This is a genomic window from Erwinia aeris (assembly GCF_041224955.1).
In the GTDB taxonomy this organism is placed as follows: domain Bacteria; phylum Pseudomonadota; class Gammaproteobacteria; order Enterobacterales; family Enterobacteriaceae; genus Erwinia; species Erwinia aeris.
Map to the genome: position 1 here is coordinate 181,575 of NZ_JBGFFX010000007.1, position 18,266 is coordinate 199,840.

Annotated in this window: 14 protein-coding genes; 3 read left to right on the forward strand and 11 right to left on the reverse strand. The window is 58.8% G+C overall.

Translation table 11 applies throughout. From position 1 onward, the window contains the following. Window positions 1–5 precede the first annotated feature (5 nt). Both iscR and trmJ read right to left on the reverse strand, forming a co-directional pair. Window positions 6–503 carry a Fe-S cluster assembly transcriptional regulator IscR gene (iscR, locus tag AB6T85_RS13380; RefSeq protein ID WP_253459294.1) on the reverse strand — a complete coding sequence of 166 codons (498 nt, stop codon included), beginning with the start codon at window positions 501–503 and terminating at the stop codon, window positions 6–8. Window positions 504–654: 151 nt separating this feature from the next. Next, on the reverse strand, window positions 655–1,383 hold the full coding sequence (gene trmJ, locus AB6T85_RS13385) for a tRNA (cytosine(32)/uridine(32)-2'-O)-methyltransferase TrmJ (RefSeq protein ID WP_253459291.1): 729 nt from the start codon (window positions 1,381–1,383) through the stop codon (window positions 655–657). Window positions 1,384–1,500: 117 nt separating this feature from the next. Here trmJ and suhB point away from each other — a divergent pair, with 117 nt between their 5' ends. Next, window positions 1,501–2,304 carry an inositol-1-monophosphatase gene (gene suhB, locus AB6T85_RS13390; protein WP_253459288.1) on the forward strand — a complete coding sequence of 268 codons (804 nt, stop codon included), beginning with the start codon at window positions 1,501–1,503 and terminating at the stop codon, window positions 2,302–2,304. A gap of 55 nt (window positions 2,305–2,359) precedes the next feature. Here suhB and AB6T85_RS13395 read toward each other — a convergent pair whose 3' ends face one another. Together AB6T85_RS13395 and AB6T85_RS13400 are read right to left on the reverse strand one after the other, a co-directional pair. Further along, window positions 2,360–3,361, reverse strand: coding sequence for a nickel/cobalt transporter (locus AB6T85_RS13395; protein ID WP_253459285.1), 1,002 nt, complete (start codon window positions 3,359–3,361; stop codon window positions 2,360–2,362). Next, window positions 3,352–3,948 carry a DUF1007 family protein gene (locus tag AB6T85_RS13400; protein WP_301730876.1) on the reverse strand — a complete coding sequence of 199 codons (597 nt, stop codon included), beginning with the start codon at window positions 3,946–3,948 and terminating at the stop codon, window positions 3,352–3,354. The genes AB6T85_RS13395 and AB6T85_RS13400 overlap by 10 nt, the downstream gene beginning before the upstream one ends. Window positions 3,949–4,131: 183 nt before the next feature. Between AB6T85_RS13400 and csiE the strand changes: the two genes are divergently transcribed. Continuing rightward, window positions 4,132–5,397: a stationary phase inducible protein CsiE gene (gene csiE, locus AB6T85_RS13405; protein ID WP_369895813.1), complete on the forward strand. Its 1,266-nt coding sequence runs from the start codon at window positions 4,132–4,134 to the stop codon at window positions 5,395–5,397. Window positions 5,398–5,670: 273 nt separating this feature from the next. Here csiE and AB6T85_RS13410 read toward each other — a convergent pair whose 3' ends face one another. Both AB6T85_RS13410 and glyA read right to left on the reverse strand, forming a co-directional pair. Further along, window positions 5,671–6,822, reverse strand: coding sequence for a 3-phenylpropionate MFS transporter (locus AB6T85_RS13410; RefSeq protein ID WP_253459279.1), 1,152 nt, complete (start codon window positions 6,820–6,822; stop codon window positions 5,671–5,673). A gap of 118 nt (window positions 6,823–6,940) precedes the next feature. Next, window positions 6,941–8,194, reverse strand: a complete 1,254-nt coding sequence (gene glyA, locus AB6T85_RS13415) for a serine hydroxymethyltransferase (protein WP_301730817.1) — start codon at window positions 8,192–8,194, stop codon at window positions 6,941–6,943. A 333-nt stretch (window positions 8,195–8,527) separates the two neighbouring features. Here glyA and hmpA point away from each other — a divergent pair, with 333 nt between their 5' ends. Beyond that, window positions 8,528–9,712: an NO-inducible flavohemoprotein gene (hmpA, locus tag AB6T85_RS13420; protein WP_369895814.1), complete on the forward strand. Its 1,185-nt coding sequence runs from the start codon at window positions 8,528–8,530 to the stop codon at window positions 9,710–9,712. Window positions 9,713–9,761: 49 nt separating this feature from the next. Here hmpA and glnB read toward each other — a convergent pair whose 3' ends face one another. The 5 genes from glnB to purL form a co-directional block, all read right to left on the reverse strand. Next, the gene (gene glnB, locus AB6T85_RS13425) at window positions 9,762–10,100 is read right to left on the reverse strand and encodes a nitrogen regulatory protein P-II (RefSeq protein WP_125289509.1); all 339 of its coding nucleotides are present in this window, start codon (window positions 10,098–10,100) and stop codon (window positions 9,762–9,764) included. A gap of 141 nt (window positions 10,101–10,241) precedes the next feature. Then, entirely contained in the window at window positions 10,242–11,576 is a 1,335-nt protein-coding gene (glrR, locus tag AB6T85_RS13430) for a two-component system response regulator GlrR (RefSeq protein WP_253459270.1), read from the reverse strand. Continuing rightward, entirely contained in the window at window positions 11,573–12,238 is a 666-nt protein-coding gene (gene qseG / locus AB6T85_RS13435) for a two-component system QseEF-associated lipoprotein QseG (protein WP_253459268.1), read from the reverse strand. The genes glrR and qseG overlap by 4 nt, the downstream gene beginning before the upstream one ends. Window positions 12,239–12,276: 38 nt before the next feature. After that, window positions 12,277–13,704 (reverse strand): sensor histidine kinase, encoded by a 1,428-nt coding sequence (locus AB6T85_RS13440; protein ID WP_301252049.1) that lies wholly within the window; start codon window positions 13,702–13,704, stop codon window positions 12,277–12,279. 605 nt (window positions 13,705–14,309) lie between these two features. Beyond that, window positions 14,310–18,200 (reverse strand): phosphoribosylformylglycinamidine synthase, encoded by a 3,891-nt coding sequence (gene purL, locus AB6T85_RS13445; RefSeq protein WP_369895816.1) that lies wholly within the window; start codon window positions 18,198–18,200, stop codon window positions 14,310–14,312. Window positions 18,201–18,266 lie beyond the last annotated feature (66 nt).

Here is an 18,266-nt window from a genome sequence, read left to right on the forward strand (position 1 = left end):
TTTAATCAGGCTCGCAGATTGACGTTAATCGTTTCATGCAGGCGGCCGGCCGGCACGCGCGCTTTTTCAGTGTTGTTCTGACGATCGGCCACATCCAGGATTTCCTGGTTGTTCACCAGTTCCGCCAGCGTAATGTTGTTCAGGAAGTCGCTGATGCGCTCGCTCAGGTCGCGCCACAGCACGTGGGTCAGACAGCGTTCGCCGCCCTGACAGCCTTCTTTACCCTGACACTTGGTCGCATCTACAGACTCATCCACGGCGGTGATCACCGCGCCAACCGCAATCTCGCCGGACGCTTTGCCCAGCAGATAGCCGCCGCCTGGCCCACGCACGCTGGCCACCAGACCGTTTTTACGCAGGCGAGAGAAAAGCTGCTCCAGGTAGGACAGCGAAATGCCCTGACGCTCTGAAATATCAGCTAAAGGTACTGGCCCTTCGTGCGAGTGCAGCGCAACATCAAGCATAGCGGTAACGGCATAACGGCCTTTGGATGTCAGTCTCATGGCGTAAACGACCTCGGTTGTTCGTGAACATTTGATGGACGAAGTCTGCCATTCCTGAGTGTTTTGGTCAACTATTTAACCGAGTAATTCACTCAAGTATTTAACCTGGTAATTTACTCAACTATTACCGCTGCTTTTTTGCGCGCCTCGACTACTTCTCGCTCTTTGGCTTTTCCAGCGAAGAGAGCATGCCGCGCAGAATATTCAGCTCGTCGCGCTCCGGACGCGCCCGCGTATAAAGGCGGCGCATCTTGCTCATCACCTGGCCGGGATTGCCTTCACGTATAAAGCCGCTTCTCACCATCATCTGTTCCATATGCTGGTAAAAGCGCTCAAGGTCGTCGACCAGCGGATAAGGCGACTCTTCGTAGTCGGGCTGCGTGGTTTCCTGCGATTGCAAAAACGCCATGCGCACTTCATAAGCGATGATCTGTACCGCCATCGCCAGGTTGAGCGAGCTATACTCCGGGTTAGCGGCAATGGCTACGTGATAGTGGCACTTTTGCAGCTCTTCGTTGGTCAGGCCCACGCGCTCGCGGCCAAACACCAGCGCAACCGGCGCCTGCTGCCCTTCCTGCACGCTCTTGATGCCGCACTCGCGCGGATCGAGCATCGGCCACGGTAGCGAACGCGAACGGGCGCTGGTGCCAACCACCAGACTGCAGCCGGCCAGCGCTTCATCAAGCGTGTCAACGATGTGCGCTTCGCCAATCACGTCGCTGGCGCCAGCGGCCAGTGCGATAGCCTGCGAGTCAGGTTTGACCAGCGGATTGACCAGATAAAGGTTGGTCAGGCCCATGGTTTTCATCGCGCGAGCGACGGATCCCATATTGCCGGTGTGAGAAGTTTCCACCAGCACGATTCGGATGTTATGCAGCATAGGAGTTCAGGTCTGTGAGATAATTTGCCAATGTTAACATATTTTCAGGACTTTTACCGAGCCCCCTGCTATAATCCGCGCCGTTTTCCGTTCTTTAACATCCAGTGAGAGAGACCGATGCATCCGATGCTCAACATCGCCGTGCGCGCTGCGCGCAAGGCCGGTAATTTAATTGCCAAGAATTATGAAACGCCAGACGCCGTTGAAGCCAGCCAGAAAGGCAGCAACGACTTCGTTACCAATGTTGACCGCGACGCCGAGCGCCTGATTATTGAGGTGATCCGCAAGTCTTATCCAAAGCACACCATTATTTGTGAAGAAAGCGGTGAGCTGCCCGGAGAAGACAAGGATGTGCAATGGGTTATCGATCCACTGGATGGCACTACTAACTTCATTAAGCGCCTGCCGCATTTCTGTATTTCTATCGCCGTACGTATCAAAGGCCGCACCGAAGTGGCCGTGGTTTACGATCCAATGCGTAACGAACTGTTCAGCGCCGTACGCGGCCAGGGCACCCAGCTGAACGGCTATCGCCTGCGCGGCTCCACCGCTCGCGATCTGGATGGCACCATCCTGGCGACCGGTTTCCCGTTCAAGCTGAAGCAGCACGCCACGCCGTATATCAATATCGTGGGTAAACTCTTTACCCAGTGCGCGGATTTCCGTCGCACCGGTTCTGCCGCGCTGGATCTGGCTTACGTTGCCGCCGGCCGCGTGGACGGCTACTTTGAAATCGGCCTGAAGCCGTGGGATTTCGCTGCGGGCGAGCTGCTGGTACGTGAAGCAGGCGGCCTGGTGACCGACTTCGTTGGCGCGCATGGCTATATGCACTCCGGCAACATCGTCGCCGGTAACCCACGCGTGGTAAAAGCGATGCTGGCGACCATGCGCGACGAGCTGAGCGAAGCGCTGAAGCGCTAAATCACTCTCAAGAAAGGGCTGAACGTTTGTTCAGCCCTTTTTTATTGCCGCGCGTTTAAAAAAGCGGCCGGATCCCGCCGGATAACGCAGGCTGCGCGCTCAGCCACAGCATTACACCGGTTGCCAGCAGCAGCAGGCCGCCTGCCAGCGACAGCGTTGCCCAGATAAAAGCGCGATCGCTCTGCGCGTTTTCTCGTCGACTCAGCTTCAGCGCCAGCGCGCGCGAAACCTGCACCAGCACGGCCATAGCCGTTACCGTAACGGCCGTTCCCACCGCCATCGCCAGTGCGGAAAGCACGCCCCATGCGTAAACGCCGATCACTTTAGAAAACAGCAGCATCATAATCGCGCCGGAGCACGGCCGCAGCCCCATTGACAGCACCACCAGCGCTTTGGTTTTACCGCTGACCGCCTTATCCAGCATTCCGCTATCCGGCACGTGCTGATGCCCGCAGCCGCAGTGTGCGCCGTGCCGATGGCCCTGTTCTACAGGCATCAGGCGGCTAACGGCAAGGCGGGGCTTTTTCAGCAGGCGCACAATTCTGCCGCCCGCTCGCCAGCACAACCACAGCCCCAGCCCGACTACCAGCAGATAACTGCCCTTTTCCAGCCAGTAGCTGCCCACATGCAGCTGGCGGGAAGAGAGCTGTAGCACCACCAGCATTATCGTCACCAGCGCAATCGCCACGCCGCCCTGTAGGAGGGCTGCGGCCAGGGTCAGCCGGATGCTGGTGTTCATCTTCGTGGGATGCGTAGCCAGAAACGTTGCAATCACTACTTTGCCGTGGCCCGGCCCAAGCGCGTGCAGGATGCCATAAATCAGGCTGAACCCCATCAGCGTCAGGCCGACCTGATGCGGCCGGCTCGCCACCTGCTGCAGCAGCGCCGTCATCTCCACATGCAAATTGCGCTGCCAGACCACGCTTTGCAGCAATAATTGCGGCCAGTACAGCCAGGCCGCCGCGCCCGCTGCGATAAATATCAGCAGCAGCAGGTAAAGCGGCCACGCCTGAAGCCAGCGGCTGCGGGATCGCTGCGCTACGGACATCACTGACATAATAAGGTCACCGTTTGGGCAAACTGACGGCCAAGATCCATATCGGCAGGCGGCGCATCGGCTTTATCCAGCGACAGCGCATAGGTCTGGAGCGAAGCGTTGGGATTGGGCGTTTTAAGCGTCAATCGGCAGCGCTGCGCCAGCTCTGGCGGAAGATGCAGCGATTGTTCGGATGCAAAAGTCATATCGACAAAGTAAGTCGGATCGAAAATGGAAAAGGTGTAGCGCTGTCCGGCCAGCGGCTGCGGTTCGTCCAGCGGCAGAATAAACTCCAGCACGGCTTTGTTTCCCTCTCGCGACAGCCGGTATTCCGGCGGTAAGTTGCCAAATTTCACCGGCTTGCCTTTATGCCAAAACTCGGCGAAATAATGCTGCGCCATCACGTTGGCCATCACTTCCGCCGCCAGTTTTTTCCAGACCACCGAATCCGGTTTGGCTTTGCCCGCGTCGTACAATAAATCGGCGGAGGTGATCTCATCCATCACCCAGTGCATTTTCAGGCCGGTCAGCCGATCGTCCTGCTGCACCAGCGTGGCCTGCATAGCGATAAAGCTATGGGGATGGCTCCATGCTTGCGGCATTACCATCAGCAGCGCTATGCACAGCAGTCTGATAAAAATGTTATAACGTAACAATACCTGCTCCTTATCCAACCGGTGAAAAAATCTGTGACCTGCCTTAAAAGCTACAAAAAAATCTGCTGGCTGTCGGTTTAGTCCGACCGGGTCACGCTATTCTTAGCGGGGTGACTTTTATCGGGACAGCAGATCATGACTCAACCTCTAATCGGGCCAGCTGCTTTCTCCAGTCCGCAGCGACGCTGCCATCTGCTATTACTGCTTTATCTGCCAGGCAGCGTCACGCTGGAGCTATTGTGCCAGCTCAACGGCGTGGATCCTTCCGTGGCCCGGCAAGATATAGCGGAGGTCACGGCAGAAATCCAGCGCTATCACCGGCTGTCGCTGCTACAGCACGCTACTGACGGCTATCGGATTGACGGTGCGGAACTGGATCGGCGGCTGTGCCTGCTGCACTGGCTTAAACGCGCGCTGCGGCTAAGCCCTGATTTTGTTCGGCAGCATTTTTCTCCGGCGCTGAAGCAGCAGCTGCAAACGCTGCGGATAGAAAAAGCCCTTTATGATGACCATAACCTGAATGCGCTGGTTCACCACTGCGCGCAGGGTTTGTCACGAGACTTTACGCCGCGCGACTGTCAGTTTCTGGCGCTGTTTATGCAGCATTCGCTGGGTCGCCAGGCGCCCCTGTCATTTAATGAGGCCCAGCAGGCCTGGCTGGCAAAGCGTCGGGAATATCAGGTAGCGCAGGAGATTGTGCAGCACTGGCAAAAACGCTGTAAGGCCGCGCCGGAGGCGAATATTGCCTGCTTGCTTGCCCTGCTGTTCAGCCAGCTTCATACGCCCACCCTCGCCGGGATCCGTCATGACTATGAGCAGCAGCTGCTTGCCGATATTTATCGGCTGATTGAGCAATTTCAGGCGCTTTCCGGTCACCGTATCGGCAACGTGCAGGGCCTGTGCGAACAGCTCTATACGCACATGGCGCAGGCGCTGGAGCGATCCCTGTTTGGTATCGGCATTGATAACAGCCTGGCGGAAGAGGTTCTGCAGCTTTATCCACGGCTGTTGCGTACCACCCAGGCGGCAATAGTCGGCTTTGAACAGCGCTACTCGCTGCGCTTTTCTGAAGAAGAGATGGGGCTTATTGCTATTATTTTCGGCGCGTGGCTGATGCAGGAAAATGTGCTGCAGGAAAAGCAGGTACTGCTGCTAACCGGAAAAGATGCCGCGCTGGAAAAAGAGCTCGAACAGCAGCTCCGGGAATTAACGCTGCTGCCGCTGAACATCAAATATCTGGACGTGGCGGAATATCAGCGCAGCAGCGCCCCAAAGGGTATTGCGCTGGTGATTACGCCCTATGCCACGCCGCTGCCGCTCTACTCTCCGCCGTTAATCCATGCGGAACTGCCGCTACAGCCGCATCAGCAGGATCGTATCAGGCTGCTGCTGGAGTCCTGACCCACGCCTGCGAAAAGCAGGTTAGACTTGCGGGCAAAGCGCCTGTTTTGCATAAAATCAATGCCCAATGGCTCTGAATACCTTGTTGCCTGATTTTTACTTTTTGCCTGTTGAGAGGCCGCCGCCCGTGCGGTTAACTGTGTCGTCTTTTGTGAATGATAAGGATTGTGCCGTAAGGTTTAACGGCTACATTATCGTCAAGCATAAGTGCTGAGGTACTTCCCCCAATGCGCAGGCGCAAAGGGGGAGTATTTTAGCAAAGCCGCAGTGCGATTAGGTTTTCGCGGCAATGCGAGCGCTCTTTTCCGGCCGCAGAAACAGCGCCGGCACCACCAGCAGCGCCATCACCCAAAATATATCGCCGTGCAGATGCTGGAACAGCGCCCCGCAGACTATCGTCATTACCGCAATGCCGCCGCCCATCGCCAGCGCCGAATATACGGACTGCAGACGAATAACCTCGGCGCCTTCCCTGGCGGCGATAAAGCGCATCGCCGCCAGGTGACAAATGGTAAAGCTGCCGCAGTGCAGGATCTGCGCTACGATCAGCAGCGGCAGCGCCGTGGTTGAGGCCATCAGGCTCCAGCGGATCAGCGCACATACGCCGGAGAGCAGCAGCAGGTCCCGTGCGGTCCAGCGCCCAAAAAGCCGGTTGCTGGAGGCAAACACGATAATTTCTGCCACCACGCCCAAGGACCAGAGGTAGCCCACCACGCTCGCCGAATAGCCTGCATCCTGCCACCAGATAGCGCTAAAGCCATAATAGGCCGCGTGCGCGCCCTGCATCAGGGTGACGCAGAGCAGAAAGCGCCAGGATGATTTCAGCAGCCGCTGCCAGTCCTGCCAGCCCGCACGTGCGACAACCTTGTCGCTCCCCTGCGGCGGGGTCGCCGGGCGAAGCAGCATCCCACCGAGCATCGCCGCCGTTCCTGCACAGAGCAGCCACAGGATCGCCTGGTAAGAGAAAGCGTTAACCAGCACGCCGGTCAGCGCCGAGCTGATAACAAACGCCAGCGATCCCCACAGCCTGACCGGGCCGTAAGCCATTGCAATCTGCCGTTGCCAGGTGGCGGCCAGCGCGTCGCTCAGCGGCACCAGCGGTGAGAAAAACAGGTTGAAGCCAATCATGACCAGCAGTAGCCAGACCCAGAACGCGCTAAACCAAAAGCCCAGGGCAAACAGCAGCGACAGCCCCGCCAGCAGACGCAGCACGCTAATCAGGCGCGAAGGCGTCGTCACGCGGGAAGCGATAAGCAGGCTGCCGGTAAAGCGGGAAACCATGCCGACGCCTAATAAAAGGCCGATTTTTTCCGCATCAAGTCCGATGCCTTTCAGCCAGACGGCCCAGAACGGCAGCCAGACGCCGTAGGTAAAGAAGTAGGTGAAGTAGCCCAGCCCCAGCCACCACGCAGAACGGATTGCCATTTTTCCTCCGGCAATGTACAGACGAAAAAAACGGGACGTAGCGTCCCGTTTCGTTGTCGCGCCGGAAAATTCTCCGGCGTTCTGAAGCGGGATACAGCATCCCGCAGGCTTATGGCTTTTACGCGTACACCGGGAAGCGGGCGCACAGTTCCAGCACCTGCTTTTTCACGCGTTCGATGGTCGTTTCATCGTTGATATTGTCAAGAATGTCGCTGATCCAGCCGGCCAGCTGGCGCACTTCCGCTTCCTTAAAGCCGCGACGAGTCACCGCTGGCGAGCCAATACGAATGCCGGAAGTCACAAACGGGCTTTTCGGATCGTTCGGCACGCTGTTTTTGTTAACGGTGATGTTGGCACGGCCCAGCGCCGCATCAGCTTCTTTACCGGTCAGGCCTTTGCTCACCAGATCGATCAGGAACAGGTGGTTATAGGTGCCGCCGGAAACGATGTCGTAACCGCGCTCCAGCAGGACTTCCACCATCGCTTTAGCGTTTTTGGCAACCTGCTGCTGATAGACCTTGAACTCCGGCTCCATCGCTTCTTTCAGCGCTACCGCTTTACCGGCAATCACGTGCATCAGCGGGCCGCCCTGGCCACCAGGGAAGACGGCGGAGTTCAGCTTTTTATAAAAATCTTCATCGCCGCCCTTCGCCAGGATCAGGCCGCCGCGCGGGCCCGCCAGGGTTTTATGGGTGGTGGTGGTTACGATATGCGCGTGCGGAACCGGGTTCGGGTAAACGCCTGCGGCAATCAGACCGGCGACGTGCGCCATGTCGACAAACAGGTAAGCGCCGATGCTGTCAGCGATTTCACGCATTTTCGCCCAGTCGCAGATGCCGGAGTAGGCAGAGAAACCGCCGATGATCATTTTCGGCTTATGCTTCTGCGCCTGCGCGGCCAGATCGTCATAATCGATTTTGCCGGTCTCGTCGATGCCGTAAGGCACCACGTTGTACAGCTTGCCGGAAAGGTTAACCGGGGAGCCGTGGGTCAGATGGCCGCCGTGCGCCAGGTTCATGCCCAGAATGGTGTCGCCCGGCTGCAGCAGCGCGGTATAAACGGCAAAGTTAGCCTGAGAACCGGAGTGCGGCTGCACGTTGGCGAAATCGGCGCCGAACAGCTCTTTAGCGCGATCGATCGCCAGCTGCTCTACGATATCAACATACTCACAGCCGCCGTAGTAGCGCTTGCCCGGATAGCCTTCCGCATATTTGTTGGTCAGCTGAGATCCCTGCGCCTGCATGACGCGCGGACTGGTGTAGTTTTCCGAAGCAATCAGTTCAATATGCTCTTCCTGACGCACTTTCTCCTGCTCCATTGCCTGCCACAACTCGGCATCATAATCGGCAATATTCATATCACGCTTTAACATCCGCTTCTCCTGACTCAGCTAACAATCTATTCGGCATTGAACGGCCCTTTTGGGCGAAGGCCAACAGTGTAAACCGTTTTGCCTGCTCAGGGATAGCCGGAAAGCAGGGTTTTTACGCAAACGATTGGCTCCAGCGCTGGCAAGGGTTAGTTCTCTTTTTCTCTGGCGTGGCGGCTCGTCTGTTTCATCATCATCTACGTGCAGGTTTTTCAACATCGACCCTTTTTTGTGGTAATAAATGCCCTTGTCTGGCTAAAGGTTATTTACAGCGTGACGCGTTTCGCTATAAGATGCATTTAAAATGCAACTTATAAAAATCCTCAGGAGTTCGCCATGTTAGACGCCCACACTATCAGCACCATCAAAGCGACCATCCCGGCTTTGCTGGCTACCGGCCCCGCCCTTACCGCCCACTTTTACGATCGGCTGTTCAGCCATCATCCGGAGCTGAAAGACATCTTCAATATGAGCAACCAGCGCAACGGCAACCAGCGTGAAGCGCTGTTCAACGCTATCTGCGCCTATGCGGGCAATATTGAAAACCTGCCCGCTATTCTGCCGGCGGTTGAGAAAATCGCGCAGAAGCACACCAGCTTTGCCGTGCAGCCTGAACATTACCAGGTAGTGGGCGAACACCTGCTGGCCACGCTGGATGAGATGCTCAGCCCCGGCCAGGAAGTGTTGGATGCGTGGGGAAAAGCCTATGGCGTGCTGGCAGACGTGTTTATTAAGCGTGAAGAAGAGCTGTATGAGGCGTCGGAACAAAAAGTGGGCGGCTGGCGGACGCCGCGCGCGTTCCGCATCAGCGAGATTACGCCACAAAGCGAAGTAATAAAAAGTATTGTCTTCAGCCCGGTTGATGGTCAGCCGGTAGCCGATTATCAGGCCGGGCAGTATCTGGGCGTCTGGCTGCGGGAAAAAAGCTTTGCTAATCAGGAGATCCGCCAGTATTCCCTGACGCGTTCGCCAAACGGCAAAGATTACCGGATTGCGGTGCGGCATGAGGCGGGCGGAACGGTTTCCGGCTGGCTGCACGATCACGCCAAAGTGGGCGACGAGGTGCGCCTGGCAGCGCCTGCCGGAGATTTCTTCCTGAATATCACGCCGCAAACGCCGGTCACGCTGATTTCAGCGGGCGTCGGTCAGACGCCGATGCTGGCGATGCTGCACGTGCTGGCGGAACAGCACCACCCTGCGCCGGTACGCTGGCTGCACGCGGCGGATAACGGCAAAACCCACGCTTTTGCTGATGAGGTTGTAGCGACGGGCCAGCAGCTGGCGGAGTTTTCACAGCATATCTGGTATCGGGATCCGCAGCCCGACGATAGCGATCGCTATCAGACGCCGGGCCTGATGGATCTGCTGCCGATCGCAGAGCAGCTCAGCGATCCAGCCATGCACTTCTATCTTTGTGGCCCGGTCGGCTTTATGCAGCATATCGCTGAACAGCTGGTGAGCATGGGAGTAGCGGTTGAGCGCGTGCACTATGAGGTATTCGGCCCGCATAAAGTGCTTTAATACGCAAAAGGCCGGATAGTCCGGCCTTTTTTACCTGAAGACAGGCGACTCAGATCGCTTCTTCATCTTCTTCGCCGGTACGGATACGCACCACGCGCGCCACGTCGAAGACAAAAATTTTGCCATCGCCGATTTTCCCGGTCTGGGCGGTGCGCATAATCGTTTCCACGCAGGTATCCACAATATCGTCGGCGATAACGATCTCGATTTTAACTTTCGGCAGAAAATCGACCATATATTCCGCGCCGCGATAAAGTTCGGTGTGCCCTTTCTGGCGGCCAAACCCCTTCACTTCGGTCACGGTCATCCCGGTGATGCCGACTTCAGCCAGCGCCTCGCGCACATCATCCAGTTTGAACGGTTTGATAATTGCATCGATCTTTTTCATGGCAGACCCTTGTTGTTCCCTCGCCAGCCGGAGGGTAAGCGTATTCAGTATATGTGCAGCAGACAGGATCCGCCGCGCGGTCTGTCACTTTTGCCGGGCAGATAAACTATCATATCTGCACCGCGATGCGGCACAAAAAAACTATTCTTTAAAATCAGAGGCATCCAGCTCATGGCGCGACAGCAGCTTGTAGAATTCCGTGCGGTTGCGTCCGGCCAGGCGCGCCGCGTGCGTCACGTTGCCTTTGGTCATTTGCAGCAGCTTGCGCAGGTAGTTCAGCTCGAACTGGTTTCTGGCCTCGACAAAAGTTGGCAGCGCCGTGTTTTCGCCCGCCAGCGCCTGCTCCACCAGCGCTTCGCCTATTACCGGCGCGGAGCTTAACGCCACGCACTGCTCGATGACGTTAACCAACTGGCGCACGTTGCCCGGCCAGCTTGCGGCGATCAGGCGCTTCATCGCATCGGTAGAAAAGCTGCGGACAAAGGGCTTATGCCTTTCGGCGGACTGCTTCAGCAAATGGTTCGCCAGCAGCGGAATATCTTCCGCGCGTTCGTGCAGCGCCGGCAGGCGCAGCGTCACCACGTTCAGACGATAATAGAGATCCTCGCGGAACTCTTTTTTCTCCATGGCCTTCGGCAGATCGCGATGCGTGGCGGAAATAATACGTACGTTAATATCCAGATCGCGATTGCTGCCCAGCGGCCGCACCTTGCGCTCCTGCAGCACGCGCAGCAGCTTGACCTGGAGCGCCTGCGGCATATCGCCGATTTCATCTAAAAACAGCGTGCCGCCTTCTGCGGCCTGAAACAGCCCTTCGCGCTGGCTCACCGCGCCGGTAAAAGCGCCTTTTGCGTGGCCGAACAGCTCGGACTCCAGCAGCTGCTCCGGCAGCGCGCCGCAGTTAATCGCGATAAAAGCCTTGCCGGCTCTCGGGCTGGCGGCATGAATCGCCTGCGCCAGGATCTCTTTTCCGGTTCCGCTCTGGCCGTTGATCAGCACGCTGACGTCGGACTGCGCCACCATCCTGGCCTGGTCCAGCAGCCGCAGCATCACCGGGCTGCGGGTAACAATGCTTTCCCGCCAGGCGTCGTCGCTGGCCGGCGCGCGATGTGCCAGAGCCTGATCGATGGCGCTATAGAGCGCGTCGCGATCCACCGGCTTGGTTAAAAAGCTGAATACGCCCTGCTGCGTGGCGGAAACAGCTTCGGGGATCGAGCCGTGAGCGGTAAGAATAATCACCGGCATGCCGGGATGGCTTTTCTGCACCTCGGCAAACAGCGCCAGACCGTTCATTTCATCCATACGCAGGTCACTGATGACCAAATCAATGCGCTCGTTTTGCAGCGTGCGCAGCGCCTCCGGCCCGCTTTCGGCGGTGGATACGCTAAACCCTTCGCTGCCCAGGCGCATCCCTAACAGCTTTAACAGGCCGGGATCGTCATCCACCAGCAGCAGGTTTGCCGATTTTTTTATCATCGCTGCGCTCCTTTTTCCGCGTCGTTTTTCTCGCTGTGGCCGTCGCTGCCGTCGGGCGAACGGCGCGTGGAGAGCTGACGTTCAATATCCGTTAGCGTGTCCAGCTTGCGTCGGGTGACTTTAAGCTCGCTGTTCAGCGTCGCCTGCTGCTGGCGCAGCGCGTCCAGCTGGGCATCGCTGGTCTGCTGCAAATGATGGTAGCGGGTGCGCTCCTCGGAGAGCTGCAGCTGCGCCATTTGGTTATCGCGCCACAGCTGAAGCAGCGGGCGCACGGCGGCGGGATAGTCGCGGCTGAAGGCGTCCAGCTGGAGCATATACTGACGCCGCTCGACGGGCGTGACGTTACCGTTGGCCATCAGCACCGCCTCTTTGAAAGCGCCCTGCCAGCTGTCGCCGCCCTGCTGGCGTGCCTGAGCGCGCGCGTCAGCGGCAGAAAGCCGCGCCGCGCAGTCTGTCGCCCGCAGCCAGTAAAGCGGATTGCTGGTTTTGCTCTCTTCCACGTCCCAGATCCGGGCGCAGTCCACCAGCCGGTAGTCCACTATCTTTGCTTCCGGTTCTACGGGCGCGCTATGACCCACGATTTTAGCGCCGGGCGCGTCGCTCGCGCAGGCGGCCAGCAGGCCAGCCAGCAGCGCGGCTGCCGTGTATTTGCCCAGCTGCATAACCGATCCCGCAGCCGGAAAAAAGAAAGGTAATCGCATTATTTGTTCTCGCCAATGGAGTTAAGTTCGATGCGAAAGCAGACGTCGGCCTCTTTACTGGCGGTCAGCTGTAGATCGCCCAGCAGGCGATGCACGCAGTCTTTGGCGATGCTCAGGCCCAGACCGCTGCCTTTTACCGCGCCTTTGCGCTGCTGGCTTCCCTGAAAGAAAGGCTCAAAAATCATCGCCCGCTCCGCATCCGGTATCGGCGTGCCGCTGTTGGCGACCTCGATGATGACCTTGCGGCCCTGCGGCCAGCTGCGGATCCAGATGGTACCGGATTCATCGCCGTAGTGTATCGCATTCGAATAGAGATTATCGATCGCCCTTGTCAGCAGGGCTTCATCCGCCCGGCAGGCGGTGGCGGTCAGGGCAATATCGGTCTGGATCAGGCGCTTGCGTGCCGTGAGGTTGTGGCTGCTGACGATGCGCTCGATCAGCGGTTGCAGCTCCACCGGCTTCAGCACCACCTGCGCCTCTGAAAGCTTGCGGTTATAGTCCAGCAGCTGCTCAATCAGCCGCTGCAGATGGCGGCTGCTTTCGTCAAGGATGGCGACCACCTCGCGCTGATCGGTGGTCAGCGGGCCGGCGACTTCATCCGCCAGCAGCGCCGTCCCTTCACGCATGCTGGCCAGCGGCGTTTTCAGCTCGTGAGAGATATGGCGCAGGAACTCATGTCGTTGCGATTCAAGCCAGGCCAGGCGCTCGCTAAGCCATAAGATCCGCTGGCCGAGAGAACGCAGCTCGCGCGGGCCTTTCAGCGCGAGATTGTGCCCGGCCGAACGCCCTTCGCCCAGCCGGTTGATCATGCGCTCGACCGCCTTGACCGGCCCGATGATCATGCGGGTAAACAGCACCACCAGCCCTAAACTGAGCAGAAACAGGATCAGCGCCTGCCAGCCGAAATACTGGCCGCGTTCGGCTATTTCGCGCTGCAGCTGTAGCCCACGTGAAAATACTGCATCACGCGTGGACTGCACCAGCCGGCCGTTGACGGCGGAAAAACGTTCCAGATTGTCGGAAGCCGTCTTAACAGGACTGCTGTTGTCGCACGCTATTTTCGCCAGTCCGGACAGCAGCTGCTGCAACGACTGCGTTAGCCGATCGTCGGGCACCGCCGCCGCCTGCTCTTCCAGCATGCGGGCATATTTGGTTCGTTGAGTCTGATAAAGGTTCGCCAGCATCGGATCGTCCAGCACGCAGTACTGGCGGTAGCTTCGTTCCAGTTCAAGCGCGGTGCGCGCCATCGCCTCGCTGCGGCGCACATCGGTCAGCGTATTGCGATTGATATCGGCCGCCTGATTGCTCAGCGCGGAGAGGCTTTCCCACGCCTGCCAGGCGAGCACCAGCAGCGGCAGCAGCACCAGCAGAAAGGCCATCAGCACCAGCTGGCGCAGCGATCGGGGAAACAGACGCCATTTTTTCACGGGAAGCTCTCCTGTTTTTAGTCAGCCCGATGCTAACGGAGTGTGCTGCGAGAGGAAAGCCTTAGCGTAAAACGAAAAACGGCAGGCTCAGGGAGCCTGCCGTCATGCGATGCGATGCGATGCCGGGATCCCGACATGCCTGAATAGGTGGTGCCTAACTCAACGTTGCGCCCTGAGTGTGATAGAGCCGGAGCTGTATCGGTCTCGCTGGACGGCAGGCACCGTATTGTGCGTCATTCGGAACGTTATGAAGCGCTTGACCGCTTGCGCAGGGCTGTCATAACCAGGTGAATGAGCCGCTGGGCCTAGTATAGCAAATTCCATGCCATGTTTGGAATTAAATTATAACGCTTTATTTTAAATAGCTTTTTAAAAACAGTACGGCGCAATGGCGTCAGAAGAGTTCGCCCGGCTGGCAGAAAGTGTCGCCGTTCGGGAACAGGATTAGGATTAACCTCAGGAACACAGCATAATCAATAAGTTAAATGTCGCCATTAAGAGACACCCGATTGACGGCCTGTCGCTATTTTGCAACGGTTGTTCACCATCGGCTCAGAAAACATAAAAAAAGGCAGCCGAAGCTGCCTTTAAGGTTGAGGCTAAACTTAACCAAGCTGCTTACGCGCGTTGCGGAAAATCCGCATCCATGGGCTGTCTTCGCCCCACTCTGCCGGATGCCAGGAGTTGCTGACCGTGCGGAAAACGCGTTCCGGGTGCGGCATCATAATGGTGACGCGGCCGCTTTCGTTGGTCACCGCCGTGATCCCGTTCGGCGAGCCGTTCGGGTTAGCCGGATACTGCTCGGTCACCTTACCGAAGTTGTCGACAAAGCGCAGCGCCACCAGGCCTTTATGCTCCAGCGTGGCCAGATGGGCCTCGTCGCGCACTTCCACAAAGCCTTCGCCGTGCGAAACGGCAATCGGCATCTGCGATCCCGCCATGCCGGCCAGCAGCAGCGACGGGCTGGCCGCCACTTCCACCAGGCTGAAACGGGCCTCGAAGCGCTCTGACTGGTTACGCACAAAGCGCGGCCAGGCTTCGCTGCCGGGGATCAGCTCGCGCAGGTTGGACATCATCTGACAGCCGTTGCAGACGCCCAGCGCCAGCGTTTGCGGACGATGGAAGAAGGTTTCAAACTCGTCGCACACGCGATTGTTGAACAGGATGGATTTGGCCCAGCCTTCGCCCGCGCCCAGCACGTCGCCGTAGGAGAAACCGCCGCAGGCCACCAGCGTCTGAAAATCCGCCAGATCGCGACGGCCAGCCAGCAGATCGCTCATATGCACGTCGACCGCATCAAACCCGGCGCGATGGAAAGCCGCCGCCATCTCGACGTGGGAGTTAACGCCCTGCTCGCGCAATACGGCCACTTTTGGCCGCGCGCCCGTTGCGATATAAGGCGCCGCGATGTCTTCTTCCGGCCGGAAGGTCAGCTTCACGTTCAGGCCCGGATCGAGATCGTTTTTCTTCGCTTCATGTTCCTGATCGGCGCACGCCGGATTGTCGCGCAGGCGCTGCATCTGCCAGGTGGTTTCTGCCCACCAGGTACGCAGAGTGCTGCGGCTTTCGCTGTAGACTGCCGAATTGCCGGAGGTGATCACAAAACGATCGCCAGGCAGCGCGCGGCCCAGCATGTGCACGCAGTCCGCCAGTCCCTGAGCGGCAAAAACCTGCTCTACGTATTCACGATCGGCCGCCGCAATCTGAATGACGGCGCCCAGCTCTTCGTTAAACAGCGCGGCCAGCGCATCGCTGCCCAGCGCGGCGATATCCGCCTCAACGCCGCAGTGGCCGGTAAAGGCCATTTCCGCCAGCGTCACCAGCAGGCCGCCGTCGGAGCGGTCGTGATAGGCCAGCAGCTTCTCTTCCGCCACCAGCGTCTGCATGGCCGTGAAGAAGCCCGCCAGCCGCTGCGCGTCGCGCACGTCGGCAGGCTTGTCGCCCAGCTGACGATACACCTGCGACAGCGCCGTCGCGCCCAGCGCATTCACGCCCTGGCCAAGGTCGATCAGCAGCAGCGCATTGTCATGGTTGGCGGTTTGCAGCTGCGGCGTCACGGTGCGGCGCACGTCTTCCACGCGGGCAAAAGCGGTGATCACCAGCGAAAGCGGCGACGTCATTTCGCGCTGCTCGGTGCCCTGCTGCCAGCGGGTTTTCATCGACATGGAGTCTTTGCCGACCGGGATAGTGATGCCCAGCGCCGGACAAAGCTCCTCGCCTACCGCTTTAACGGCTTCATAAAGCCCGGCGTCTTCGCCTGGATGGCCTGCCGCCGCCATCCAGTTAGCGGAAAGCTTGATGCGCTTTAACGAACCGATCTGCGTGGCGGCGATATTAGTAAGCGCCTCGCCTACCGCCAGGCGGCCGGAAGCGGCAAAATCCAGCAGGGCTACCGGCGCGCGCTCGCCCAGCGCCATCGCCTCGCCGTAATAGCTGTCGAGGCTGGCGGTGGTCACGGCGCAGTTGGCGACCGGGATCTGCCACGGCCCCACCATCTGATCGCGCGCAACCATGCCGGTAACGGTACGGTCGCCGATAGTGATCAGGAAGGTTTTTTCCGCCACGCTCGGTAAATGCAGCACGCGTTTAACGGCATCGGCAACGGTAATGCCTTCCCGCGCCAGCGGCTCGCCTTTGGCTTTCAGCGTGACGGCTTCACGGGTCATCTTCGGCGTTTTGCCCAGCAGCACGTCCAGCGGCATATCGATCGGCTTGTTATCGAAATGGCTGTCGCTCAGCGACAGGTGCATCTCTTCCGTGGCTTCGCCGATAACGGCGTAAGGCGCGCGCTCACGCTGGCAAAGCGCAGCGAACTGCGCCAGTTTGTCCGGCGACACGGCCAGCACGTAACGCTCCTGCGACTCGTTACACCAGACTTCCAGCGGGCTCATGCCCGGCTCATCGCTGAGGATATCGCGCAGGTTGAAGCGGCCGCCGCGTTCGCCGTCGCTGACCAGCTCCGGCATGGCGTTAGACAGACCGCCCGCGCCCACGTCGTGGATAAACAGGATCGGGTTCTCTTCGCCCAGCTGCCAGCAGCGGTCGATCACTTCCTGACAGCGGCGCTCCATCTCCGGGTTGTCGCGCTGTACCGAGGCGAAATCGAGATCCGCATCGGACTGGCCGGAAGCCATAGAAGAGGCCGCGCCGCCGCCCAGGCCGATATTCATCGCCGGGCCGCCCAGCACGATCAGCTTCGCGCCCACCGTGATTTCGCCTTTCTGCACGTGATCGGCGCGAATATTACCGATGCCGCCGGCCAGCATAATCGGCTTATGGTAGCCGCGCAGCTCGACACCGTTGTGGCTGTTAACTTCTTCTTCATAGGTACGGAAGTAGCCGGTCAGCGCCGGACGGCCGAACTCGTTGTTAAACGCCGCGCCGCCCAACGGGCCTTCAGTCATGATATCCAGCGCGGTAACGATGCGGTCAGGCTTGCCGAAATCCTCTTCCCACGGCTGTTCAAAACCGGGAATGCGCAGGTTGGAGACGGAGAAACCCACCAGGCCCGCTTTGGGCTTCGCGCCGCGTCCGGTTGCGCCTTCATCGCGGATTTCACCGCCGGAACCGGTTGCCGCACCGGGCCACGGCGAAATCGCCGTCGGGTGGTTGTGGGTTTCCACCTTCATCAGGATATGCGCCTCTTCCTGATGGAAATCGTAGCGGCTTTCCGCATCGGCATAGAAGCGGCCAACCTGCGAGCCTTCCATCACCGCCGCGTTATCTTTATAGGCGGACAGCACGTGATCCGGCGTTTTCTCAAAGGTGTTTTTGATCATTTTGAACAGCGATTTTGGCTGCTGTTCGCCGTCGATGATCCAGTCGGCGTTAAAGATTTTATGACGACAGTGCTCTGAGTTCGCCTGGGCGAACATATACAGCTCAATGTCGTTCGGGTTGCGCCCGAGTTTTTCAAAAGCCTGCTGCAGATAGTCGATTTCGTCTTCCGCCAGCGCCAGGCCCAGCCTGCGGTTGGCCAGCTCCAGCGCCGTACGGCCTTCGCCCAGCACGTCCACGCTGGTGAGCGGAGCCGGTTCATGATGCGCGAACAGCCGTTCGGCCTGCGACAGATCGCTGAGCACCACTTCCATCATGCGGTCATGCAGCAGCGCGCCCAGCTGCGTCCACTGCGCTTCGGTCAGCTGCGGCGCTTTGATGTAGAAGGCCAGCCCGCGCTCCAGGCGCGTCACCTGCGGCAGATCGCAGTTGTGGGCGATATCGGTCGCCTTGGAAGACCACGGGGAAATCGTTCCCGGACGAGGCGTCACCAGCAGCAGGCGACCTTCGGGGGTATGTTCGGCGAGAGAAGGACCATATTTCAGCAGGCGCTGTAAACGGGCTTTTTCAGCCTCGTCAAGCGGCGCGCTGACATCGGCGAAATGGACGTACTCGGCGTAAATGTCACTCACCGGCAGGTGAGCGTCCTGAAAGCGGGCCAGCAGTTTGTTAATACGAAATGCCGACAGAGCGGGCGAACCACGCAGAATTTCCATCATTAAAGATCTCTCGTCAGAGCGCCAGGCGACGCTTCTTTGGGCGCAACAGGGGAAAACGGGCGCCAT